Here is a 24,116-nt window from a genome sequence, read left to right as displayed (position 1 = left end):
TGATGAAAAAGAACATTATTTATACATTATTGCTGCTATTCTGCAGCTTCAATTTCGTGAGTGCACAAACTGCTGATGACAAAAAACAAATTTCTCAGGCTGTTACTGATATTTTAAAGGGTTTCCAGACTAAAAATGGAGATCTTATCAACAAATATGTAGATAAAACATATGGCTTAGGCATCCTTTACAAAAGTGGTGGTGATCTGGGTTTTGTTTTAAATGAAGACATGGACTTCAACATGTCTTTAGGGTACATTCAAAAATCATGGAACATCAGAAATCAATTTCCTATACAGTTTGATCCTAATTTTGCTTATGACCTGAAGAATAAAAAGTGGATAAAAGAAGGATTATTTGTTCAGTTCAGCTCTAATGCAGTGAATGATTATGCTGACCATTTTTTATCACAGTACTCCATAAAGGATCAGGAAATTTTTAAGATCAATTCTAATCCTGAAAATGTGGTTGGAGTAACTCTTGCAGAAAATAGTAAGGAAAAGGCACCTATCAACGGATTTCGTTTTATTATGACCAAGATTGGAGCAAAATGGTTTCTTACATTCATCGATGTTACGGAATATGATGCAGAATAATACGTGTACACCACTCCCTGCATTTTTACGATAACCTTATAAAAAATAAACCACAGAAATTCTGTGGTTTATTTTTTGTCTTAAAATGTATAAGAACAATTGATATTACAAAAAATGTCCGAAAGAATCGGACATTTATATTATTTTTTAGTGAGCGTCTGTACCGTCAATTCCGTGAGAATGACCGTGTGACAATTCTTCTTCTGTCGCTGGACGTGTGTTTAAAACTTCTACCTGGAAGTCTAAAACTTTACCTGCCATTGGGTGATTAAAGTCTGCTACCACAAATTCTGGAGTTATTTCTACCACAAATGCCTGAAAGTTATTACCCTCATTATCAGATAAAGGTAAAATAGCTCCGATTGGAGGAATTCCTGATTCCTTAAACATATCAATCGGCAATTGCGTCATAGCATCTGGTTGTCTTTCACCATAAGCTTCTTCAGGATGAATAGTAAAATCTACTTTATCACCAGCTTTCAAACCATGGATATTTTGTTCAAACTTTGGAATCATCATTCCTACACCATACAAAAATGTGAATGGATTTTCAGCTGTTGTTTCTTCTACAAGAACTTTACTTCCATCTGCTTCAATTGTGTGAAGGATATACTTTACAGCTACAACGTGATTGTTTTCAATTGTCATATTTTCTTTTTTTTGTCGTAATGTTTTTTACGATTAATGATACAAATATAATGATTTTTGAAATTATTGATTAGAGGGAAAAAGCTAAAAGAAAAATATTAAGCAACACCCTGATTTCTAATTTCTAATGTTTTTTTTCATCTCGTTTTTTCTGTCTTAAAACATACAGATACAAACTTTCAACTTTCGCTCTTGCCCAGTCTGTTTTTCGTAAAAATTTCAATGACGAATTGATACTTGGGTTGTCTGTAAAACATTTGATATTGATTTGTTTTCCCAATTCCTCAAAACCCTGATAATATTCTACCAATTCTTCAAGAATAGCATCAAGTCTTTTTCCGTGTAAAGGGTCTTTTGATTTTTCTTCCATAACACCGTAAAATTAAAACATTTTATCAGACTTAACGACTAAAATTGTTTAAACTCTTAATCTTTAGTATTTTTGATGAAGCTATTTTTTACCCGTAAAAAATTATTCGTTACAAACCAATATGAGCAAAAATAACGACGCAAACAGAAAAAAAAACAAAAAGCAAATTGACCAGAAAAAACGTAAAATACAAAATGCAGAAGCAGAAAGGAAAGCACGTTTAAAACAGATTCTGGAAGATTTCAAAGCAAAAGAAAGCGATAATCAACAATGATCAATTTTTTATGAAAATTCTGCATACCGCCGACTGGCATTTAGGAAAAAAACTGGACCGATTTTCCCGACTGGAAGAGCAAGTTTCAGTAATGGAGGAGATCATTGTGATTGCTGATGAAGAAAATGTTGACCTTATTCTTATTGCCGGCGATCTTTTTGATAATTTTAATCCGGCTGTTGAAGCTGTTGAGCTTTTTTATAAAACCCTGAAACGTTTATCACAAAACGGTCAACGTCCCGTGATTGCTATTTCCGGAAATCATGATTCTCCCAACCTCATCAATGCCCCTGATCCTTTGGCCAGGGAATGCGGAATTATTTTGATAGGACATCCGAAGGCAGAGATTACTCCTTTTGGAACCGAATATTTTAAAATTATAAATTCAAAAGAGGGGTTTATAGAAATGGAGATCAAAAATATGGGTTTCCCTTTAAGAATACTCCACACTCCTTATGCCAATGAAATCCGTTTAAAAGAATATTTTGGAGAAAACAAGGAGGAGGAGATCAACAAAGTACTTTCTCAAACCTGGAAAAACCTTGCAGATCAATTTTGTGATGAAGCCGGAGTCAATCTTCTTACAGCACATCTTTACATGAATAAAAAAGGAAGTGCAATACTGGAGGAACCTGAGGGAGAAAAACCCATTAAAATTGGAAATGCAGATCTTATTTATTCAGACAGTATTCCGGAACAGATCCAATATACTGCTTTAGGACATCTGCATGGCTTTCAAAATATCGGTACAAAGGAAAAACCTGTCATTTATTCATCCTCTCCCTTATGCTACAGCTTTAGTGAAGCCGGACAGACAAAATATGTTTCTATTATCCATGCAGAACCAGGAAAAGCAGTTTCTTATGAAAAGATTGCCTTAAAAAATGGAAGAGCGTTGGTAAGAAAAACATTTACCTCCGTTGAAGAGACGGTTCAATGGCTTCAGGAAAACCCGAATACATTTATTGAGCTTACCCTAGAGAGTGAGACTTTCTTAACTGCCGATGAAAGAAAATTAGTCTATCAGTCTCATAATGGAATTGTTCATCTGATTCCTAAGGTCAAAAATCGGGAATCTGGTGAAGAGCTGAGTCCTGAAATTAATTTAAATCAGGATATAGAAACCTTGTTCAAGGATTATTTTAAATCGAAAAATAATGGTCAGGAAGCCAATGAAGAATTAATGAATTTGTTTAACGAAATTTTAAATACCTAAGCCATGATTCCTATTCAACTAACGATTGAAGGTTTGTATTCTTATCAGGAACGCCAGACTATTGATTTCAGAAATCTTACGGATGCCGGGCTATTTGGTATTTTTGGCGCGGTGGGCTCCGGAAAATCATCGGTCCTTGAAGCTATTTCATTTGTTTTATATGGTGAAACTGAGCGTCTGAATATGCGTGATAAAAGGGCTTACAACATGATGAATTTAAAATCAAACAGCTCGTATATCGAATTTGATTTTATTAATTATGAAAATAAGCTGTTTCGCGCTACCAGAGATTTTAGACGAAATTCTAAAAAATTTGAGGATGTAAAACCTTACTCGGTTACATTCTATGAAAATATTGGTGGGAAATGGATTCCCCTGAACCACTCCAATGCGGAAACTATAATTGGTTTAAGTTATTCCAACTTCAAAAGAACCATTATTATCCCGCAGGGTCAGTTCAAAGAGTTCCTTGAATTGGGTGCTGCAGACAGAACCAATATGATGAAGGAAATCTTTAATCTTCAGAAATTTGATCTTCAAAATAATGTTTCAGCTTTACATGCAAAAAACAGATCCGAGCTGGATCAGTTGGAGGGACAGCTAAAAGGTTTTGAAGAGATCAATGAAGAGAAAATTCAGCTTCAGAAAGAACTTTTGGTAGAGGAACAAAAAAAACTGAATCAAATAAATGAAAATTTTGAAAAGGTTTCCCAGACTTATCAACAGTTAAAAAATTTAAAAACTGACTTTGAAAGTTTAAAACAAAATAAAGAAAAATTCAACCAACTCTCTGAACAGAAACCTCAAATAGATGCTTTGGAAGCACAAGCTGAGTTATATGACCATACTTTCAGAATTTTTAATCCTCTAATTATTGAGAAAAACAGGCTTTCAAAAGGTATTACTGACAAAAGAAGTGAAAGAGAAATTCAAATAAAAGCTTTACAGGAGACTGAAATTGTCTTTAATACGGTAAAGGAGCAGCTTACTGCTTGGGAGCCTAAGTTTAAGGCATTGGAGCAGTCCAGAATACAGGAAAACGATCTGAACCTTATCGTACAGATTTTGAAATTTTCTGAGGAAATTAAGATCCTTAATGAAAGAACTCAAAAAGGTTCTGAGAAAGTAGCAGAAGTAAATGCTATTAAAGAGGCCATTCAAAAAAGGATTACTGAGTTTTCTAAAAATATTGATGTTTTAAAAGAACAAAGACTTGATGCGGCTTTGCTTTCCAATGTAGGAAGCTGGTTTATTCAACAAAAGAACTTCAAAAAATCACAACAGGATCAGGTAGAAAAAATTGAAAAGCATCAAAAACAGATACAATTGATTTCCGAAGAATTAAAACCCTTTTCACTTGAGGAAAACTTTAAGGAAGATTTCAATGTGAGAAGACAAACACTGGAGGCCAGTAAAAAGGAGTTTTCTCAAAAGCTGGATCATTTAAAGATTCAAAAGGAACTTTCCCACTTTGCCAGTGAACTTCATAATGGTGAGGCCTGCCCGCTTTGTGGTTCTCATGAACATCCTCATATTGTGGAGTTTCATGATGTAAATACTGAGCTACAAGAAATTCAGGAGAAAATATCGACTGTTGAAAAAGAGTTCTTAAAGCTTCAACAGCAGCAAACTGAAATTGAAAAAATTCTCGACAAGAAAAAGATTTTTGAGGAACAACTTCTCGCTGAACAAAAAAATCTGCATCAGCTCCAACAGGATATTGAAAATCATATTCAGCATTTTATTTGGAGACAATTTAGCCCGGATCAGGAAGATGATTTCGAGAAAAAACGCTCTGATTCATTTGCTTTGGAAAAAAAGATTGAAGAGATTGACAAGAGTATTACCTTAGAACGTGAAACTTTAGAAAAGGAAAACAAGGTTTTAGAAAAATATAAAAATGCTTTAGAAACCTTCAAGCTTGAGGAGGTGACAAAGCAGGAACAGATTAATATCAGCCGTTCTAATCTGAAAATTCTGGAATGGAATACCTATGAACAAAAAGCTGTAGCGGAAATTGAAGAAGCTTATCAGAAGCTGGCCCAAGCCAATACTGAAACAGAACAGCATTATCAAAAGGCTTCTCAACAGGAAAAAGATCTTGCTCCTAAACTTGCAGAGCAAAAAGCCATTGTCAGCCAATCAGAAAAACAGATTACAGAACTTGAAAAAGAGGTTTCTGAGAATCAGAATGCTATAGGAAAAGCTTTAAATGAACAAAGCTTCACAGATTTTAAGGAAGTTGAACGTCTTCTTCAGCAGGATATTAATATTCAGGAAGTAAGGGCTAAAATTCAACAGTTTAAAATTGATTTTGAGGCCTTAAAGAAAATGATTGAAAGTCTGGAACTGAAACTTAAAGGATTGTCTTTTGATGATGAGCATTTTTCTTCGGTTGAAAAACAGTTTGGCGAAATTCAAATTGAGCTGAAAAAAATCAATGATTTCGTTGTCACCATGACTGCTGAAAAAGAGCGTCTGGAAAAGGAGTTCAAAAAAAAAGAAGACCTGCTGAAAGATCTGGCAAAACTTCAAAAACGTTCTGAAAATCTGAAACTGATGATGAATCTATTCAAGGGAGCCGGTTTTGTACAATATGTTTCTTCTATTTATCTGAGACAATTGTGTGATCATGCGAACGTCCGATTTCATAGGATGACGAGAAATCAACTGAGTCTACAGCTTAATGAAAATAATGATTTTGAGATTATTGATTACCTCAACGAAGGCAGAAGCAGAAGTGTAAAAACACTTTCGGGCGGACAGGCCTTTCAGGTTTCATTAAGTCTGGCACTGGCATTGGCAGAAAGTGTTCAGGCCAATGCACAGGCAGATAAGAACTTCTTCTTTATCGATGAAGGCTTCGGAACGCAGGATACCGAATCAGTTAATATTGTATTTGAAACCCTTACAAATCTGATGAAAGAGAATAGAATTGTGGGAATTATTTCTCACGTTGAAGAGCTGAAAGAAAAGATTCCTGCTGCCCTGAATATTGTAAAGGATGAGGAAAGAGGAAGTTTAATTGAGATTGTCTAAACATCCATTTTAAAAGTACAAAAGTCACAAAGGTCTTTATTTTAAAAACTTTTGTGACTTTTGATTAAATCTATCAGGTTCTCTTACAATCCCTGTATCATTGGTTTTACTTCATTTCCAAATAACTCAATTGAGTTCATCATGATATCATGAGCTGGATCACCAATGTCCATATGCCCAATAAATCTTGTGATCCCGAAAATTTCTTTCATATAAGCAATTTTATCTGCTACTTCAGCCGGACTACCAATAAATAAAGCACCATCTCTACTTCTTCCTCCATCATACTGCGCTTTGGTGTAGGGTGCCCAACCTCTGGAAGCTCCTATCCTATCCATCTGGGATTTGTAGTTATTAAAATATCCGTCTACCACATTTTGATCATTACTCACAAAGGTGTGGGAGTGAATGGCAATTTGCATTTTGGAAACATCATGTCCTGCTTTTTGATATTCCTGTTTATAAAATTCAATTAGATTCTTAAACTGGATAGGCATTCCACCAATGATTGCTACCACTAAAGGCATTCCCAATTGTGCTGCACTCAGGACAGATTGCGGAGTTCCTCCAACAGCTCTCCAAATCGAAAGTTTTCCGTTGTTCTTTGCTCTTGGGTAAACGGTTTGGTTTTCCATTGGTGCGCGAAGTTTTCCTGACCAGGTTACGTTTTCTTCGGTATTGATTTTCAATAACAATTCCAGTTTCTCATCAAAAAGAGCTTCGTAATCATTTAATGAATAACCATATAATGGAAATGATTCAATAAAGCTTCCTCGTCCTACAAATATTTCTGCTCTTCCGTTGGAAATGAGATCCAGTGTTGAAAAATCTTCATACACTTTTACAGGTTCTGATGAACTTAACACGGTAACACCGCTTGCCAGTTTTATATTTTTTGTAATGCTTGCTGCTGCTGCCAATACCATTTCAGGGGATGAAACTGCATAATCCGGACGGTGATGCTCTCCCATGGCAAAAACATCAATACCCACCTCATCCATTAATTTTACCTGTTCCAATATTTCATGAATCTTGGTTCCTGCATCTCTATATTTTCCGGTTGACTGGTCTAAAGCCAAGTCACCGAACATTCCTATTCCTAATTCCATATTGTTGATTTTAGTGATACAAAATTACCACTATGAAAAATCAAAAACATTGATGTTTGTTAAGATCGGAAGTACTGTTGAATAAAGATAATTTTTTCTGTTGGAAAACGCAAAGGCGCAAGAATATCAAATATTTTTAGCAAGAATTACTTCTTATGATGTTAGGACTATAAAATTTTATCTCAGATCAATTATTACACTTTTGGGGTTTCCAACATCCTGCTTCTTATTTAACAGAAACAAAAAATCCAGCCTGTTGTAGGCTGGATTTGTATTATTATTTCTTCAGATACAGATTAAAGTAATCTGTGATTTTCTGCATCAGGTGAACCCTGTCTTTTCCAATGACATTGTGCGGATGTCCAGGATATGCAAAGTAATCCAATTGAACACCATTATCCACTGCTGATTTGATGAATTTTATGGAATGTTGCCATACCACTACATCATCTTGTGCACCGTGGATCATCAATAGTTTTCCTTTCAGGTTCTGAACTTTATCCAAAAGATTGGCGGCAGCATACCCTTGCGGGTTTTCCTGTGGAGTATCCATATATCTTTCTCCATACATAATCTCATACATGCTCCAATCAATTACCGGTCCACCGGCAACACCTACCTTAAATACATCAGGCTTACAAAGCATAAAGCTTGTTGTCATAAATCCTCCGAAACTCCATCCATGGATTCCCATTCTTTCTGCATCTACATATGGAAGAGATTTCAGGTAGTCTACTCCTTTCATCTGGTCGTTCATTTCTGTTGTTCCCAGATTTCTGAAAACAGCCTGTTCAAATTTCATCCCACGGTTGGAAGAACCTCTCCCATCCATTGTAAAGATGACATATCCGTTTTGAGCCATATATTCATACCAAAGGTTTCCGGAAGCCGGGAAGCTGTTCGTGATTAACTGTAAGTGCGGCCCGTTGTACAGATACACAATGGTTGGATATTTTTTATTGGGGTCAAAATTTGTTGGCAGAATCACTTTTCCGTATAATGGAGTTCCATCATCGGCTTTTAGTTCTACATTTTTAATTTCCGGTCTCTGGTAGTTCTTTAATGGATTTTCAGAAGTAAGAATATTTGTAGATTTTAGATTCGCCGTATTAATGATATTTCCTACTCTCGGAGCATTTGCATTACTGTAAGTATCATACAGATAGTTTCCATCACTGCTTAGAGTTCCGGCGTGCATTCCTTCACTATTGTCAAGTCTCTGCATTTTGAAATTCGTCCAGTTGATCTTATATAAATGTCTTTCTAAAGGAGTTTCTTTTGTTGAAGTAAAGTAAATTTCTTTTTTCTTATCGTTGAATCCTAAGATATCAGTTACCAACCAGTCTCCTTTTGTGATCTGAGCTACCAATCCTTTGTCTATGTTGTAATGGAACAAATGGTTGTATCCTGTTCTCTGGCTTTGCCAGATAAAATCGGTATTTGAATTAGGGAAGAATGTAAGCGGATGTTGTGGTTCAACATATTTGCTATCTGTTTCTTCAAATAATGTCTTCACCAATATTCCGGTGGTAGCATCATATTGATTCATCTTCATGTTATTCTGCCCTCTGTTCAATACGCCTACAAAGATATATTTTGAATCAGGGCTCCAAGTGATAGCCGTTAAGTATTGATCTTTTTCTCCTTCAATCTTTAGGAAAGTTGTTTCCTGAGTTTTGATATTGAAAACCCCTAATGCTACCTGATGCGACGCCTGTCCGGCCATGGGGTACTTCATGTTATGATTAACCGCTGGAGTTACAGACCAATCAATGATCGGGTAATCTGCCACCATCGTCTGATCCATTTTATAAAAAGCTACACTTTCAGAATTTGGAGCAGGGAAAATTCCTGTATCAATTCCGAATTCATTTCTGTGAACGGCCTGACCACTGATTATATTTTCATTGGTTTCATTGGTTACCGCAATTGTTTTTCCATTTTTATTAACAAATAAATTATTCTTTGCTGTAAAGGCAAAAGTCTGTCCGTCGCCAAACATTTTCACATTGGCAGCATCCTGATCTACCGCCACAGAGTTCTTTACTTTCCAGTCGGTTCCTGATTTTTCTATCCAGAACATTTTACCACCTGTATTGAAATACCCATTGGATGTACCCGTAAACTTGATTGGAGGAACAGCTTTCAGCTTATCGTTTGTAAACTGCCTATTCAGTTGTGTCAGGGATACCAAGGTATCCTGTTTATTTGTTTTTAAATCTGTTGCCAGATATCCCCCTTTTACGGCCTGAATGTAAGATTTTCCGTCTGCAGACCATGAAAATTGTGAAATATTTTTCACGGCAAGGTTGGTTCTCATCCCATTTACAGCCTCCGCCATCGTAAATTTCTGTGTCTGGGCAAATGCTGAACTACCCACAACAAGCATCAATAAAGAAAATTTATGTAATTTCATTGTATAAAATTGAATCCATCAAAAATAAGAAATAAAAATCATCCGTTAAGAAACGTTAAAATAAAACATTCATAAAATAGGATTATTGTATTGATAAAAATTATTTCTTACCTTAATACTAGAATTTTGTGGGGATTGTTGGACAAGCACAAAGATTCAAAATTGACCTCAAAGGATCAATGTACAACATGAAAGTGTTAATAAAAAACTCAAAATTGGATGGAATTTGAAGCATACATACATTTCTTATCCTATATCAATGACTTGTATATGCTCTCTGTTCTAAATTTGCATCATTAATAATAACAAAAAATACAAAATACAATGGCAACAAAATGGAACCTAGACCCAACGCATAGTGAAATTACTTTCAAAGTAAAGCACATGATGATTTCTAATGTAAAAGGAAGCTTCAGAACTTTCACTGCTGAAATTGAAGCTGAAGATGAATTTTTTGCAAATGCAAAAACTACTGCCACCATACAGACTGATTCTGTATTCACTAATAATACAGACAGAGATACCCACTTAAAGTCTGCAGAATTCTTCAATGCTGAAGCTCACCCAACGATTACTTTTGAATCTCAGAAATTAAACGATGAGGTGGTAGGAAACCTTACCATCAATGGAATTACAAAACCAGTGACATTAGATGTTGACTTCGGAGGAATTAATGTGGACCCATGGGGAAATACAAAAGCTGGTTTCTCTTTTGAAGGGAAAATCAGCAGAAAAGACTTTGGGCTTAACTGGAATGCGGCTCTTGAAGCTGGAGGTGTAATGGTGAGTGATGATGTGAAAATTGCTGGCGAATTACAGTTTGTAAAGCAAATATAATTTGTAACATACTTTATAAAAGGTTCAGGGATTTTTTACTAAAACCTTGAACCTTTTATTTTTTATTAATAAAGCTATTTATGAATCTCAACGATCTGCAAAACATAAGCGAAGGCTTTAAAAATACTCAAAGAATGCCGGTTTTATTCCTTGGACATGGTTCTCCCATGAATGCCATTGAAGAAAATCAATTTGTACAGGGATTTCGAAAAGCGGCAAGTGAAATTCCAAAACCGAATGCCATCCTTTGTATTTCCGCACATTGGTATACAGAGGGAACTTTTGTGACAGCTATGGAAATGCCTAAAACGATTCATGATTTTTATGGTTTTCCCAAAGAGCTGTTTGATGTACAATACCCTGCTCCCGGAAATCCTGAACTAGCCAAAGAAGCTGCTGAGCTGCTGCTTCCTATAGAAGTGGAAGAAGATCATAACTGGGGGCTTGATCATGGAGCGTGGTCCGTCATCAAACATATGTATCCTGATGCAGATATTCCGGTAATCCAGTTAAGCATTGATTATACAAAACCCTCGCAGTATCACTATGATCTGGCAAAAAGGCTGAATAAGCTTCGTGAAAAAGGTATTCTGATCATCGGAAGTGGAAATATTGTTCATAATCTCCGTTTAATCGACTGGAAAAACATCAATACGGTGGGCGCTGGCTGGGACTGGGCTATAGAAGCCCGAGAGAAAACCAACAACTGGCTTTTGGATGGTGATTTTCAACATATTATTGATTATCAGAAACAGGGAACATCCTTGCAATATGCTATTCCTACACCGGATCATTACCTACCACTACTCTATACTTTAGGATTGAAGGATCATTCTGAAGAACTTACCTTATTTAATGATGAACTTATTGGTGGTTCGCTGAGTATGACAAGTGTAAGGATTGGCTAAGAAACTCAAAGAAATATTTTTTGAAAAATAAAAAAGGAAATACCTCAGTGGAGATATTTCCTTTTCTTTTATATGGAAATATGGTTATTGTACTGCTTTTAAAACATTAATATTTCCGTACCCATAGCTTGAATTCACATTCGGATAATAGGTCGCTGCTTGTCTCATTTTATTAAGGACCTGATCTCTTGTCCATGATGGATTTTTAGCCCAAACCAAAGCTGCAATTCCTGCGGTAGCTGCAGTAGCTACTGAAGATCCACCTACATAATCTGCCTGTCCGTTATAATAGCTTAAAACCGGAACCGTACTTCCTGATGTTCTTTCCATCTGGAATGTAAAGTCAATTTGGCTTCCGGAATGGCAAACATCACACTTCTGATTGGAAGTTCCCTCTTTCACTCCTGTTATTGCCTGTGTTTCAGACATTGATGCCGGGAAAATAACACCTACAAAGCTGGTAAAACTGGTAGAAGTTCCCCCTGCACAGAAAATCAATTTTCCTCTGGCATAGGCATACTTCACTCCGTCTTCAATTTTACCTACGGAAAAAATATGTCCCATTGACATGGAAATGATCTTTACATTAGTATTATTCCCCAGATCCGTAAATGCAGTTTTCACTCCATTTTGCTCACTGGAAGTCTCTAGTACAACATTCTCAGCAGCACGGTAGGCAATTAAGTTAGCATTATAAGCTACTCCTACAGGCAATCCTGCATTATTTCTTGGTGCTGTCATTACAGAAGCCATTTTTGTTCCGTGCCCGCACTGATCTGCTGAGCCGTCAGAATTATAGGCTCCCACTTTACTGATTGTTCTTCCTGATGAAGCTCCATTATTAAAGCTTCCACCCAGTAAGGTCTGTTCTGGGGAAACACCGGTATCAATAAGACCTATGGTTACTCCCGCTCCGGTACTGTAGCCCCACGCCTCAGGAATATTATGTTTTGTAAATGCCCAGGGAATTTTTGCACTTGGAGTGGTAGAAGTATAATCTACCGCATTTAATGTGGCTGATGAGAAACCACATCCGGAAGAACCGCTGCCGGAAGATCTTCCTGCTGTATTAAACTTGGCTTCATTTTCAAAATAGTGATAGTCTGCCGGCTCCACATAACGGATGGTCTTCATTTGACGAAGAGCCGTCAACGTTTCTTCCTTATCAATAATGACATCCATCTGATTAAGATATTTATCTGTTGTAAGGAGGAATCTTGCAGTTTCTACTCCTTCATATTTTTTGATGACAGATAAAATTTCATTTTCCATTGCCTGATTGTCCGGAGATTTGCTTCTGTCAAAATCATCCTTAGATGAACCAAACCCGACTGATACCATTCTGTTTCCATGAAAAACAGCACTCCAAAGAAAATGATCTGATTCATTTTTCCAATTGAATGCTCCATCAGTTTTAATGGCTTGGTTAATTCTTTCATTGATCTGTTTTTCTGTCAATGGACCTTTTTGAGTCACTTCAACAGTAGGATTTTCATTTTGAAGTTCCTCTCTGGTACAAGAGTTTAAGGCAAGGAATAATGCCAGGAAGAATACACTTTTTTTCATAAGTTATAATTTTGGTTGGAGCCACAATATAACACTTTGACGGGAATTACAACTTTAAAAAAAATGAATTTAGCATTACATGAATATTAATTACCTGTTAGAAATCAAACCCTTGTGCTTTATATTATTAAAAGAATGATGTAATAAAACCACTCCCTACAGAGAAGAGGAATGATCACTCCTCCAACTAGAAATATTTTTATAATTAACAGATATTCTTAATTCTATTGGTTTTTATATTGAAATTTCAAGTTTATTATCCTATTATTTTTTCATAGCATACACTGTTATCAACACCTATGTATTGTCCATAATTAGGAATCTTGTAGAAGCCACATTTTTCATAAACAGAAATCGCATTTTTCAGATCCTGGGAAGTTTCCAGTACTGCTTTTTTATGACCTAATTCCTTTGCCCAGTTTTCCAGTTCATTTACAATGGTGGTTCCTAGTCCTTTTTTCCTGAATTTCGGATTTGTAAACATTCTTTTAATCTCTACAGTATCTATTGAAACCTCTTTGAAAGCCCCACAAGCAGCCGGAGCTTCATCAATGTATACTACGATACAGTTTTTAATTGTATCGATTTTGTTAAATTGATCGAAGAACTCATGATCATCTCCATTATGTTCTGCAAGAGCTGTATCAAGGTCCTTAACAAGATTTTGAAAATCCGTATGGTTAGAATCTGTTCTAAGTATGTTCATATTTTAATTAAATTTTAATAGGTGACAGTAAACAAAAAAAGCTTCCTTTCGGAAGCTTTTCATTTTATTTTGATTAGTTTACAACAAACTTTCTTTCATTAATAAGCTCCGCAATAGCTAGCATATCCTGTCCGATTAATCTGTCGTCTTCAAGTTTAGCAACCTTAGAACGAAGAATAGTATAGTTTTCTTCAATCAATTTAGAACATTTAGCTGGTCTTCTGAATTCAAGTCCCTGTGCAGCAAACATCAATTCAACCGATAGAATATTTACAAGATTTCCAAGAACCTGATTGAACTTTCTTCCGGAGATACTTCCCATGGAAACATGATCTTCTTGTCCTAAACTGGTTGGAATAGAGTCTGCAGATGCAGGGAAGCATAATGTTTTGTTCTCAGTAACCAAAGCTGCGGAAGTATACTGAGGAATCATGAATCCTGAGTTTAATCCTGAGCTTTCTGTCAATAATCTTGGAAGACCATATTTTCCCTCCAATAATAAATAGCTTCTTCTGTCTGAAATATTTCCTAATTCTGCGGCAGCCAATGTTGCATAATCTAAAGGTAAAGCCATTAACTGTCCGTGGAAATTTCCACCGGAAATAGATTCTTCGGCACTTAATACAATTGGGTTGTCTGTCACAGAGTTCAATTCTGTTTCTGCCATTACTTTCAGGTGTTCAAAAGAATTTCTACTTGCCCCGTGAACCTGTGGCACACATCTCATGGAATAAGGATCCTGAACTCTCTCACAGTCTTCGTGAGCTTGCATATTTTCTGACCCTTTTAAAAATTTCAGCATTCTTGCAGCTACTTTTTTGCTTCCTGCAAAAGGTCTGATCTCATGAAGTTCTTTTTTGAACGGGCTTGCTGAACCTCTGTATGCTTCAATACTCATAGCTGCAGTCACATCTGCGAGGTCTAATAAGTATTCAAATTTTTCAAGTCCTTTTATAGCATGGGCCAGAATAAACTGTGTTCCATTGATTAATCCTAACCCTTCTTTTGGACCTAAAACCAATGCTTCAAGATTATGCTTTTCTAATACTTCCATCGTATTAGAAACTTTATCACCCTCCCAAACCTGTCCTAAACCTAATAAAGGCAGTACAAGGTGTGCCAAAGGTGCCAAATCTCCGGAAGCCCCTACTGAACCCTGCTCAGGAACTACAGGAATGATGTCTTTTTCAAGCATCAGGATCATTCTTTCAATAACTTCCAAAGAGACTCCTGAGAATCCTTTTGACAAAGCATGAACCTTAGCAATCATCATAATCTTGGATAGTTCCTTTTCAATAGGTTTTCCTACTCCTACTGCATGAGAAATAATAAGGTTATACTGTAATTGAGCTGTTTCATCAGCCGATATTTTAGTATCGCACAATGGCCCGAATCCTGTGTTGATCCCATACACACATCTGTCGGATTCCACTATTTTCTGTACGTTTCTCTGAGATTTTAAAATTTGTTCTTTTGCTGCCTTGTTCAGCTTGGCTTTATTTGGCTTTTTACATATTTCCAGAACATCATGGAAAGTAAAGACATCTACTCCGTATATCATTTCTAAAAAATTTTCTTAAAATTACGCATTTAACAATAACTGGAGAAACTAAATTTCATCGTTCTAACTTTTTATAAAAAGGAGTAAATTAATTTGCTATTTTTAGCCCCGAAATTAAAAACAATAATACATGAGACTGAAAACATTACTGCTTGCTTTATGCGTTGCAGGTACTACCACTTTCGCCCAGAAAGTAAAATACACCAAAGAAGATATCAAAAAAATGGAGATGTATCTTTTTAATGAAGGCTTTAATACTCCATCTCCTAAAAAAACATCAACCATTACTCTAAAAGACGGAACTTCCCACAAAGGTTTCTGTAATAGCATCGAAACAAAAAAGGGGCAAATTTATGAGGTAGCCATCAAGGACAGTATTACTAAGAAGACTGCAAAATTCAGTGCTGATCAGATTAGTGAAATGTATGTTTATCCAAGTAATGGAGAAAAAATAATGAAGATGTCAAAGTACATGGGAAACATTAGAAATTACAGTACTAAGAAACTAACAAAAAGTACCAACAATGATAGAATATATTTTGTAAACCAAATAGTATCTTTAAAGAATAAGAAAGATGAAAAGGAGTTCCTAATGCAGGTCATCAATCCTGATTTTGATGACATCATTTCTGTATATCATGATCCAAGAGCTAAAGAAACAGGAGGTATTTCTGTAATGGGTTCTCCACAGCTTGGTGGAGGAGTTATCAAGTCTTATTATGTGAAAAAAGGAGACAAAATTATGTGGCTTCACAAAGATGATTTTGAGGATAGCTATGATTTTCTTTTTGGTGATAATTCTGAATTTGTCAAAAAGTATCCTAAAAATTCTATTGAGTGGGATTATTTCAGTTTTCTTATCAGTGAATATACTGTGATGACAAACGGATAAAACCATTTAAATATATAAATTAAAACCTGTAGATCTTACTGCAGGTTTTCTGCTTTTTAATAAGGAAAGTTTCCTTAATTTTGTTATATGAATCCTTCTTTAGAATTACAGCTTAAAACCTTGCCATCTGAACCCGGTGTTTATCGTTATTATGATAAAAACGAACAACTCTTGTATGTTGGAAAGGCAAAAAATTTAAAGAAGAGGGTTCTCTCCTACTTCAACAAAAATCTACCGGGGTATAGAATCAAAATAATGGTCGGTAAAATCCAACGTCTGGAAACCACCATTGTGAACAGTGAGTATGATGCCCTTTTACTAGAGAACAACCTGATCAAAGAGCATCAGCCATTTTATAATGTAATGTTGAAGGATGACAAAACCTATCCCTGGATTTGCATTAAGAATGAGGATTTTCCAAGAATATTTCTGACCAGAAATAAAATCAAAGACGGTTCTGAATATTATGGACCTTATGCAAAGGTACGTCCTGCAAAGATCTTATTGGATACCATTAAACATATTTATAAACTCAGAACCTGCAACCTGAATCTTGCTCCCAACAAAATCTCTGAGGGAAAATATAAGGTTTGCCTGGAATATCATATCAAAAACTGCGAAGGTCCTTGTGAGGATCTTGAAAGCAAAGAGGATTATGATGAGAAAATAGATGCCATCCGGGGGATCATTAAAGGAGACTTCCGAAAGGCTAAGGAGTATCTTGTCAATCAGATGATGAAACAGGCTTCTGATCTTAAGTTTGAAGAGGCCCAGGTCATTAAGGAAAGATTGGATATTCTGGAAGATTATCAGGCCAAGAATACCGTTGTAAACCCCAATATTGATGATGTGGATGTCTTTGGAATGACCAGCGATGAAACTGCTGCTTACATCAACTTCTTTAAGATAAGAAATGGAAATATCATTCAGAGCTTTACTACAGAGATCAAAAAGATTCTTGAGGAAACAGATGAAGATATCATGGAAGAAGCCTTGATTGAAATCCGGCAGAAGTTTTCCTCAGATTCAAAGGAAATTCTTCTCCCTTTCCATTTGTCTGTAGAAATTCCGAATGTGAAGCTTATTGTTCCCAAGGTTGGAGACAAAAAAAGAATTGTGGAGCTTTCAGAAAAAAATGCCAAGGAATACCGTCTGGAAAAATTGAAGCAGGTACAGATCATTGATCCGGAAAGACATACTAACCGAATCATGGCTGAAATGCAGAAGCTTCTCAGAATGCCTGTAGAACCAAGACATATTGAAGGTTTTGATAACTCAAATATTCAGGGAACCAACCCTGTTTCTGCCTGTGTAGTTTTTAAAGATGGTAAACCCAGTAAGGCAGACTATAGAATTTTCCATCCTAAAACAGTGGAAGGCCCCAATGACTTTGCCACCATGGAGGAAGTAATCTACCGCCGCTACAAAAGAATGCTGGATGAGGGTGAAAATCTTCCACAGCTGATACTTATTGATGGGGGAAAAGGACAGTTATCATCCGCTGTAAAGAGCTTAAGATTGCTTGGGCTTTATGGAAAAATTACTATTGTAGGTATTGCCAAAAGGCTTGAAGAAATCTTCTTTCCGGAAGATCCTATCCCATTGTATCTTGATAAAAAATCTGAAACCTTAAAGATTCTGCAAAGAGTAAGGGATGAAGCTCACCGTTTTGGGGTAAAGCATCACAGAACCAGAAGAAAAAATTCTACCATAAAATCTGAATTGGAAGAGATTCCCGGTGTAGGGGAAAAAACCATTGAATTGTTACTATCCCAACTAAAATCCGTTAAACGTATTAAAGAATCTAATTTGGAAACTTTAGAAGAGATTCTAGGGAAAAGTAAAGCTAAGGTGATCTGGGAGTTCTTCAATGCCAATAGTTAATTAGTGACATTACACTGATCAATTATTCACAAATTTTTGAAATTTCACGATCATATATTTACCATTACCTATTTCCCAAATAAGAGATTCAAATACTTAAAAATTCTTAAAAAAGAGCATAAATAACAATGAAATATAAATAATTTTAAAATTTATATTAAATAATAGTATTATTTGTATTTTTTTCGTAAATTAGTATTGTTAATCAAAAACAATAATACCATGAAAAAAATTCTCATTTTATAAATTCATCATTTATAATACTCGTTAATAATATCCTTTATTTTAATTACGATTTTTTTATTACTCATAGCTTGTACAAGTACATGGACAACAGTTGAACTACTACTGTACATGCTTTAAAAAAGAAAAAACACATCAACATATTAAAAAGGAATAAGCTCTTTTTCAAGAGCTTATTTTATTTAAATTGAGTAAGATATACATCTATTTCCCTGCAAATACTTCCTTAGAATATCTACCATCAGCCTGAGGAATATCAATTACAATATTTCCGTTTTCAAAATACCCAACGGTAGTGTTACCGTCAGCCAGTTTTACAATAAATACATCTTTTTTTGATGTTGTCTTAAAAACAGCAAATGGTACTGAACTTCCTGATTTCGCTAAAATAAACTGATTGGCATCAATTTGTATTTTCTGCAAATCTATTTTACCATTAGAATAGTTTCCTGCAGTAGCAGTACTTGAAACTGAAGAAGGGGCTACTGTTTCAGAAGAAGAGGTCTGAACAGTATTGGTTATATTTGAGGATTGTGTCTGAGCTGGAAGCATTGCTTTTGGACTGGAAGCACCAACTTTCACCAATGCCTGTTTTAATGCATCAGGAAAGCCCTCTTCAAATTCTTTTATATCAGAACGTCCTTTAGATTCAAGAATAACTTTATTATTACAATCCTTAAATTGCAATATTACCTTGTTTGTAAATAAACTTTTATCATTTAAAACATCAGCAGTCACCACATTACATGAGTTATCTTTAGCCTCAGATGGCCATTGGTCTACACTTGCAGGTAAAACCACATAACTTTTATTTTTTAAAGCTTTTGATAAATACGCTTCCAAACCATAGCTATTATTTTTAAATGTCTGGAATTTCCCTGGAACAGATATATATTTATAGTCTGAAACACTCTGTCCAAAAATAGCCGTTGAGCATAACGCCAACAACAATATCGATATTTTTTTCATTTTTGTCATTTTAATCATTTCTGAATGCTCCCATATCCAGTTTAAGTGAGAAGAAATTAGAATAGAAATTAGATCCGCCTATCCCTGAATTGGTAATAGCATAGTCCAGTGTAAGTCCTCTATATCTGATCCCAATACCCGCACTAGGCTGGAAGGAAACTTTTCTCTTTAAATCCTCTATATCTGTAATAGACTGAAATCTGTTGATCCCCAATCTCACAAAAATCATTTTCTGATAGCCCAATTCTGCTCCTGCATAAGGACTGATACTTGCAAAATCTGTGGAAATTAATGAAGCTGTTTTTGCAAAATCAACATTGATTCCTGCTTCTGGAAGTACATAAACACTGCTATTGATCTCAAATAGTTTACTTGCCCCTACATTAAGTTTAGGCATCGTAAGTTCCATTTTATCCTTTGGTGCAGGGTTAAACTCTTCCCCATTTACGACTGTTGATAATTCCTTTTGATTAATGCTCCAGAAGTTAACCGTTGTTGTAATATCTCTTACCATACCCCCGAATTTCCATCCGTTTTCGCCCTTATAGATAGCACCTACATCAAATCCAAAACCATATCCGTTTGCAAATTTCCCTACATTTCTATAAACAATTTTTGCATTTACCCCTACATCTAAATTAGGGTTTCCTCCAGGTCGGAATGCATAAGAAAGTATAGCGGCATAGTCGGATTGGGAAAATTTTGTAATCTTATCGTAATCAATATTTCCTTCAGAATCAATCATCTGGGTCGTATTCAAAATATTATCTACTCCAAGTCTTACCACTGAAACTCCAAAAACACCCTCTTCCAATACCTTAGCGTATGCCAAATAATCGTATTTTGCAATAGATTCAAAGTATTCTGCGTGCATTGCAGCTCCCTGCCAGTCTTTTTCAATAGACATTAAACCTGCCGGGTTCCACATTGGTGAGTATACATCATCCTGATTGGAAATAACAGCTCCTCCCATTGCCAGTCCTCGTGCCCCGGCTCCGATATTTAAGAATTCATTGGAATACTTCCTGATAATCTGGGATTGAGACAGCCCAAAGAGCAGTGAAAATGCAAGTAAAAAATATTTTTTCATCATAAAAATTGATGCTAGTTAAAGTTTTTTTGTTTTCCTGGCTTTCATTAATCCATTTACAATGATTGCCAGTATCATAACAGCTGAAGCAATATAAAATATCGGACTCATATGTTCTGATTCCCCAAAGATAAAAAAAGCTAGTATAATTCCGTAAACAGGTTCCAAATTAACTGTTAAAATTAGAGTAAAAGGCGATATATACTTCATCAATTTCACTGATTCCAGCATCGGAAAAGCAGTAAAAACACTGGCCAACAAGCATATTAACGCCAGATCCCTATAGTTTATTTCATTCATTTGAAAAATTTGACCTGAGAACAGATAAAACAACATTAAAATGAACCAACCACAGAAAATTTCGTAAAAAATAATGTTCCCCGAACTTGTCTTACCAAACATTTTACCATTGAAAACTGAAAAAATAGTTCCAAAAACAGCACAGAGAATTCCATATATAATTCCTTCCTTAAAATGAAATTCTGTTTTAAAAATCAATAAAATACAGGCAACAATCACTGTTCCCATTACTACTTCCGATACATCGATTTTTCTTTTAAAAATAATAGGTTCTAATATCGAGGCAAAAAGAGTAGACAAAGAAAGACAGCTTAATGCAATAGAAACGTTTGAAACTTTAATAGAATAAAAGAAACAATACCAATGGAGCGCCATTGCAAGGCCTATGGCTGCCAGCTGAAAAAATATTTTTTTGGAAACCTTGATGCTTTCCTTTTTATACACCCTAATAAATACAAAAAGAAAAATAGCCGCAAAGAGCATTCTGTAAAATACCAGAATATGGGCATTGGCATGAATCAGTTTTCCTAAAATTGCAGTGAATCCCCATAAAAATACTATTAAGTGCAATCTGAAAAGTGCTAATTTTTGCATGTCCTATCTTCTTTTAATTTTTAACATGCAAATTTACACATAGACTTTTATAAATCTTACAAAAAATATAAATTTACATTAATAAAAAAATGATAAATAAAGTTTTTTAATTGTTTTTCTTTCTAATGGATAACCTATTTTATTCATTTTCTGAAAAAACAGTTCAAAAGAAGTGAATAAACAATACTCTTCCTTTAAAAATATGATGTTAAATCCAAATATAAAAATCAAAACTGAACGTCTCACCTTACAGCCTGTTGAAGACTCCTATATAGATGATATTTTAGAACATTTCACCAATGAAGTTACTAGATATATGCCTTTTAATCCACAAGGTAATAGAAATGATATCGTCAGCTTTGTAGAAGAATCAAAAAGAACTTTATTACAAAATACGGATCTGGTAATGGTTGCCCTGGATGCAAATGGTGATTTTACCGGATGCTGCGGTATTCATAATATAACTGAAGACTCTATTGAGCTTGGGCTATGGTTAAAAAAGAACTCTCAAGGGAAAGGACTAGGAACTGAAATCATAATGGCTCTCATCGAATTTCTGGAAAATAATTTTACTTTTAAATATATTTTATATCCTGTAGATGAAGAAAATATAGCCAGCAAAAAAATTCCGGAAAAACTCGGATTTATTCCTTTTAAAAAATATACAAAGTACAAAGATCCTTGCACTGACCTAACTATTTTAGAGTATAGAAAGTATTATTAAAAAGAAATACTATATACTAACAAAAAAAACCCTGAAAATTGGTTAAACTTTCAGGGCCTTCAAATAATAAACTATTAAAAAAATAAACTAGGAACAGAGTATTTTGCAGAGAATATCTCCGCTCTTACTCTTATGTAAAGTTAGAAAAAATATAAATTATTTGAAAATATTTTTTTGTTAAAAATTTCACAATTTACTAATAACCAAACTATTAAACACTTGTTTTACTTCCAACTCATATTCCTCATAAAAATAGTATCTTTAAGCGTAAAAAATTGAAAATTCTATGGACATCGAATTCAACAAACGAGAAGATCAGAACAGATTAAAATTATCAGAGATAAATCGCTTGCTTGCCGAGATCAAAAAAGGAGGCGGTGAAAAGAGGCTTCAAAAGCTTCGTGATGAAGGAAAAATGACTGCAAGAGAAAGAATAGACTATCTTCTTGATAAAGGTTCGGATTCCATAGAAATAGGAGCATTTGCAGGCTATGAGATGTATGAAGAGCATGGAGGATGCCCTAGTGGTGGTGTTGTCATTGTTATCGGATATGTTTCCGGAAGACAATGTATTGTTGTTGCTAATGATGCCTCTGTAAAAGCAGGTGCATGGTTTCCAATTACAGGAAAGAAAAACCTGAGAGCCCAGGAAATTGCTATGGAGAATAAACTACCTATCATCTATCTGGTAGACTCTGCAGGCGTTTACCTACCAATGCAGGATGAAATTTTCCCGGATAAAGAGCACTTTGGAAGAATTTTCAGAAATAATGCTAAAATGAGTTCCATGGGAATCATTCAGATCTCTGCCGTAATGGGAAGCTGTGTGGCTGGTGGAGCCTATCTTCCTATTATGAGTGATGAAGCCATGATTGTGGATAAGACAGGTTCTATTTTCCTTGCCGGAAGTTATCTTGTAAAGGCTGCCATTGGAGAAAGCATCGATAATGAAACACTTGGAGGAGCTACCACACACTGCTCTATCTCAGGAGTTACCGATTATAAGGCTAAAGATGATAAAGATGCCCTTAACAGAATCAAAAATATCATGAAATCTATCGGAAGTACTGAAAAAGCAGGCTTTGATAGAATAGAAAGTTTTCCTCCTAAAGAAAGCCCGGACAATATTTTCGGGATTATGCCGGTTTCAAGAGCTGAGCAATATGATACCTATGAAATTATTAAATGTATTGTGGATAACTCTGAATACGAAGAATACAAACCAGATTATGGTAAGAGTATTATCTGTGCTACAGCAAGAGTGGATGGCTGGTCTGTAGGAATTGTAGCCAATCAGAGAAAGCTGGTTAAAAGTGGTAAAGGAGAAATGCAGTTTGGAGGGGTAATCTATTCCGATTCTGCGGATAAGGCAACCCGATTCATTGCCAACTGTAATCAAAGAAAAATACCTTTAATCTTCCTACAGGACGTTACCGGATTTATGGTAGGTTCAAAATCAGAACATGGCGGGATCATTAAAGATGGTGCTAAAATGGTAAATGCAGTTTCCAATTCTGTTGTTCCAAAATTCACCATTATTACAGGAAACTCATACGGGGCAGGAAACTATGCGATGTGTGGAAAAGCCTATGACCCTAGACTTATTGTTGCATGGCCTTGGGCTGATCTGGCAGTAATGGGAGGAGCTCAGGCTGCAAAAGTATTGGCACAAATCCAGGAATCAACACTGAAAAAACAAGGTAAAGAAATTACAGAAGAAGAACACAATGAAATTCTGAACACTATTACAAAGAAATATCAAAAACAAACTGAATCTACCTATGCAGCAGCTAGATTATGGACTGATGCTATTATCAATCCTGCGGATACCAGAAAATGGATCTCTATGGGAATAGAAGCTGCTAATCATTCTCCTATTACAGAGAAATTCAATCTTGGCGTAATTCAAGTCTGATTAATGAATTTATAAGTAAAAAGACGGCTATCTCAAAAACTGAGATAGCTGTTTTAATTTAAGAGATCCTAATCATTTCAGCATTTATCAATTATTATTTTATATTTATTTATGAATAAAAAGTTTATTCTCGGGAGCTTCATCCCACTATCCACTGATACTCCTCGCACCAGAGCTTCCAGCAGCTTATCCTTTTTGGCCCTTTCCCTGCTGCGGGGTAACCGTTTCTATCGGGGCTAATGATAAGTCATATTCGTAA

The 24,116-nt window shown here is 35.4% G+C and carries 20 protein-coding genes; 10 read left to right on the top strand and 10 right to left on the bottom strand.

All coding sequences use genetic code 11. From position 1 onward, the window contains the following. Positions 1-2 precede the first annotated feature (2 nt). A complete protein-coding gene (locus SCA31_RS21340) occupies positions 3-596 on the top strand; it encodes a hypothetical protein (RefSeq protein ID WP_410699020.1) in 594 nt (197 codons plus the stop codon). Between the two features lie 147 nt (positions 597-743). Here SCA31_RS21340 and SCA31_RS21335 read toward each other — a convergent pair whose 3' ends face one another. Together SCA31_RS21335 and SCA31_RS21330 are read right to left on the bottom strand one after the other, a co-directional pair. After that, the gene (locus SCA31_RS21335; protein WP_410699018.1) at positions 744-1,244 is read right to left on the bottom strand and encodes an FKBP-type peptidyl-prolyl cis-trans isomerase; all 501 of its coding nucleotides are present in this window, start codon (positions 1,242-1,244) and stop codon (positions 744-746) included. 124 nt (positions 1,245-1,368) lie between these two features. Continuing rightward, on the bottom strand, positions 1,369-1,614 hold the full coding sequence (locus SCA31_RS21330; RefSeq protein ID WP_332562263.1) for a VF530 family protein: 246 nt from the start codon (positions 1,612-1,614) through the stop codon (positions 1,369-1,371). Between the two features lie 121 nt (positions 1,615-1,735). Here SCA31_RS21330 and SCA31_RS21325 point away from each other — a divergent pair, with 121 nt between their 5' ends. From SCA31_RS21325 to SCA31_RS21315, 3 genes are read left to right on the top strand one after another with little or no spacing between them, the layout of a single operon-like run. Continuing rightward, a complete protein-coding gene (locus SCA31_RS21325; protein ID WP_410699016.1) occupies positions 1,736-1,888 on the top strand; it encodes a hypothetical protein in 153 nt (50 codons plus the stop codon). A gap of 10 nt (positions 1,889-1,898) precedes the next feature. Further along, entirely contained in the window at positions 1,899-3,104 is a 1,206-nt protein-coding gene (locus SCA31_RS21320; protein ID WP_410699015.1) for a metallophosphoesterase family protein, read from the top strand. Between the two features lie 3 nt (positions 3,105-3,107). After that, positions 3,108-6,143 (top strand): SbcC/MukB-like Walker B domain-containing protein, encoded by a 3,036-nt coding sequence (locus SCA31_RS21315; RefSeq protein ID WP_410699014.1) that lies wholly within the window; start codon positions 3,108-3,110, stop codon positions 6,141-6,143. Positions 6,144-6,226: 83 nt separating this feature from the next. Here SCA31_RS21315 and SCA31_RS21310 read toward each other — a convergent pair whose 3' ends face one another. Then, positions 6,227-7,252 (bottom strand): LLM class flavin-dependent oxidoreductase, encoded by a 1,026-nt coding sequence (locus SCA31_RS21310; RefSeq protein ID WP_410699013.1) that lies wholly within the window; start codon positions 7,250-7,252, stop codon positions 6,227-6,229. A gap of 277 nt (positions 7,253-7,529) precedes the next feature. Then, positions 7,530-9,668, bottom strand: a complete 2,139-nt coding sequence (locus SCA31_RS21305; protein WP_410699012.1) for a DPP IV N-terminal domain-containing protein — start codon at positions 9,666-9,668, stop codon at positions 7,530-7,532. Between the two features lie 324 nt (positions 9,669-9,992). Between SCA31_RS21305 and SCA31_RS21300 the strand changes: the two genes are divergently transcribed. Both SCA31_RS21300 and ygiD read left to right on the top strand, forming a co-directional pair. After that, on the top strand, positions 9,993-10,505 hold the full coding sequence (locus SCA31_RS21300) for a YceI family protein (protein WP_410699011.1): 513 nt from the start codon (positions 9,993-9,995) through the stop codon (positions 10,503-10,505). A gap of 80 nt (positions 10,506-10,585) precedes the next feature. Continuing rightward, entirely contained in the window at positions 10,586-11,413 is an 828-nt protein-coding gene (gene ygiD / locus SCA31_RS21295; RefSeq protein ID WP_410699010.1) for a 4,5-DOPA dioxygenase extradiol, read from the top strand. Positions 11,414-11,497: 84 nt separating this feature from the next. Here ygiD and SCA31_RS21290 read toward each other — a convergent pair whose 3' ends face one another. The 3 genes from SCA31_RS21290 to hutH all read right to left on the bottom strand — a co-directional run bounded on the left by SCA31_RS21290 (position 11,498) and on the right by hutH (position 15,246). After that, on the bottom strand, positions 11,498-12,979 hold the full coding sequence (locus tag SCA31_RS21290; RefSeq protein ID WP_410699009.1) for a S8 family peptidase: 1,482 nt from the start codon (positions 12,977-12,979) through the stop codon (positions 11,498-11,500). Between the two features lie 256 nt (positions 12,980-13,235). Beyond that, positions 13,236-13,685 carry a GNAT family N-acetyltransferase gene (locus SCA31_RS21285; RefSeq protein WP_410699007.1) on the bottom strand — a complete coding sequence of 150 codons (450 nt, stop codon included), beginning with the start codon at positions 13,683-13,685 and terminating at the stop codon, positions 13,236-13,238. Positions 13,686-13,758: 73 nt separating this feature from the next. Continuing rightward, entirely contained in the window at positions 13,759-15,246 is a 1,488-nt protein-coding gene (gene hutH / locus SCA31_RS21280) for a histidine ammonia-lyase (RefSeq protein ID WP_410699006.1), read from the bottom strand. A 130-nt stretch (positions 15,247-15,376) separates the two neighbouring features. Here hutH and SCA31_RS21275 point away from each other — a divergent pair, with 130 nt between their 5' ends. Further along, positions 15,377-16,138, top strand: a complete 762-nt coding sequence (locus SCA31_RS21275) for a hypothetical protein (protein ID WP_410699004.1) — start codon at positions 15,377-15,379, stop codon at positions 16,136-16,138. 87 nt (positions 16,139-16,225) lie between these two features. Next, positions 16,226-18,022, top strand: a complete 1,797-nt coding sequence (uvrC, locus tag SCA31_RS21270) for an excinuclease ABC subunit UvrC (protein WP_410699003.1) — start codon at positions 16,226-16,228, stop codon at positions 18,020-18,022. 447 nt (positions 18,023-18,469) lie between these two features. Here the strand turns inward: uvrC and SCA31_RS21265 are convergent, their stop codons facing one another. The 3 genes from SCA31_RS21265 to SCA31_RS21255 are packed head-to-tail and all read right to left on the bottom strand — an operon-like array spanning position 18,470 to position 21,218. Further along, positions 18,470-19,234, bottom strand: a complete 765-nt coding sequence (locus tag SCA31_RS21265) for a hypothetical protein (protein WP_410699002.1) — start codon at positions 19,232-19,234, stop codon at positions 18,470-18,472. A 10-nt stretch (positions 19,235-19,244) separates the two neighbouring features. Continuing rightward, entirely contained in the window at positions 19,245-20,327 is a 1,083-nt protein-coding gene (locus SCA31_RS21260; RefSeq protein WP_076356084.1) for a PorV/PorQ family protein, read from the bottom strand. Between the two features lie 15 nt (positions 20,328-20,342). Then, complete coding sequence (locus tag SCA31_RS21255) at positions 20,343-21,218, bottom strand: DMT family transporter (RefSeq protein WP_106917423.1); 876 nt, start codon at positions 21,216-21,218, stop codon at positions 20,343-20,345. A gap of 202 nt (positions 21,219-21,420) precedes the next feature. Between SCA31_RS21255 and SCA31_RS21250 the strand changes: the two genes are divergently transcribed. Both SCA31_RS21250 and SCA31_RS21245 read left to right on the top strand, forming a co-directional pair. Next, a complete protein-coding gene (locus SCA31_RS21250) occupies positions 21,421-21,942 on the top strand; it encodes a GNAT family N-acetyltransferase (RefSeq protein ID WP_410699000.1) in 522 nt (173 codons plus the stop codon). Between the two features lie 286 nt (positions 21,943-22,228). Then, entirely contained in the window at positions 22,229-23,857 is a 1,629-nt protein-coding gene (locus SCA31_RS21245; RefSeq protein ID WP_410698999.1) for an acyl-CoA carboxylase subunit beta, read from the top strand. Positions 23,858-24,116: the final 259 nt, after the last annotated feature.

This window comes from Chryseobacterium sp. SIMBA_028 (genome assembly GCF_046535285.1).
Taxonomy (GTDB): domain Bacteria; phylum Bacteroidota; class Bacteroidia; order Flavobacteriales; family Weeksellaceae; genus Chryseobacterium.
Note: the sequence above shows the minus strand (reverse complement) of the source record. Positions and strands in the feature narration are given on the sequence as shown.

What these genes read in the sequence shown, in the direction of transcription:
- SCA31_RS21340 (WP_410699020.1), top strand. Translation starts at nt 3, where the DNA reads ATGAAAAAGAACATTATTTATACATTATTGCTGCTATTCTGCAGCTTC.
- SCA31_RS21335 (WP_410699018.1), bottom strand. Translation starts at nt 1,244, where the DNA reads ATGACAATTGAAAACAATCACGTTGTAGCTGTAAAGTATATCCTTCAC.
- SCA31_RS21330 (WP_332562263.1), bottom strand. Translation starts at nt 1,614, where the DNA reads ATGGAAGAAAAATCAAAAGACCCTTTACACGGAAAAAGACTTGATGCT.
- SCA31_RS21325 (WP_410699016.1), top strand. Translation starts at nt 1,736, where the DNA reads ATGAGCAAAAATAACGACGCAAACAGAAAAAAAAACAAAAAGCAAATT.
- SCA31_RS21320 (WP_410699015.1), top strand. Translation starts at nt 1,899, where the DNA reads ATGAAAATTCTGCATACCGCCGACTGGCATTTAGGAAAAAAACTGGAC.
- SCA31_RS21315 (WP_410699014.1), top strand. Translation starts at nt 3,108, where the DNA reads ATGATTCCTATTCAACTAACGATTGAAGGTTTGTATTCTTATCAGGAA.
- SCA31_RS21310 (WP_410699013.1), bottom strand. Translation starts at nt 7,252, where the DNA reads ATGGAATTAGGAATAGGAATGTTCGGTGACTTGGCTTTAGACCAGTCA.
- SCA31_RS21305 (WP_410699012.1), bottom strand. Translation starts at nt 9,668, where the DNA reads ATGAAATTACATAAATTTTCTTTATTGATGCTTGTTGTGGGTAGTTCA.
- SCA31_RS21300 (WP_410699011.1), top strand. Translation starts at nt 9,993, where the DNA reads ATGGCAACAAAATGGAACCTAGACCCAACGCATAGTGAAATTACTTTC.
- ygiD (WP_410699010.1), top strand. Translation starts at nt 10,586, where the DNA reads ATGAATCTCAACGATCTGCAAAACATAAGCGAAGGCTTTAAAAATACT.
- SCA31_RS21290 (WP_410699009.1), bottom strand. Translation starts at nt 12,979, where the DNA reads ATGAAAAAAAGTGTATTCTTCCTGGCATTATTCCTTGCCTTAAACTCT.
- SCA31_RS21285 (WP_410699007.1), bottom strand. Translation starts at nt 13,685, where the DNA reads ATGAACATACTTAGAACAGATTCTAACCATACGGATTTTCAAAATCTT.
- hutH (WP_410699006.1), bottom strand. Translation starts at nt 15,246, where the DNA reads ATGATATACGGAGTAGATGTCTTTACTTTCCATGATGTTCTGGAAATA.
- SCA31_RS21275 (WP_410699004.1), top strand. Translation starts at nt 15,377, where the DNA reads ATGAGACTGAAAACATTACTGCTTGCTTTATGCGTTGCAGGTACTACC.
- uvrC (WP_410699003.1), top strand. Translation starts at nt 16,226, where the DNA reads ATGAATCCTTCTTTAGAATTACAGCTTAAAACCTTGCCATCTGAACCC.
- SCA31_RS21265 (WP_410699002.1), bottom strand. Translation starts at nt 19,234, where the DNA reads ATGAAAAAAATATCGATATTGTTGTTGGCGTTATGCTCAACGGCTATT.
- SCA31_RS21260 (WP_076356084.1), bottom strand. Translation starts at nt 20,327, where the DNA reads ATGATGAAAAAATATTTTTTACTTGCATTTTCACTGCTCTTTGGGCTG.
- SCA31_RS21255 (WP_106917423.1), bottom strand. Translation starts at nt 21,218, where the DNA reads ATGCAAAAATTAGCACTTTTCAGATTGCACTTAATAGTATTTTTATGG.
- SCA31_RS21250 (WP_410699000.1), top strand. Translation starts at nt 21,421, where the DNA reads ATGATGTTAAATCCAAATATAAAAATCAAAACTGAACGTCTCACCTTA.
- SCA31_RS21245 (WP_410698999.1), top strand. Translation starts at nt 22,229, where the DNA reads ATGGACATCGAATTCAACAAACGAGAAGATCAGAACAGATTAAAATTA.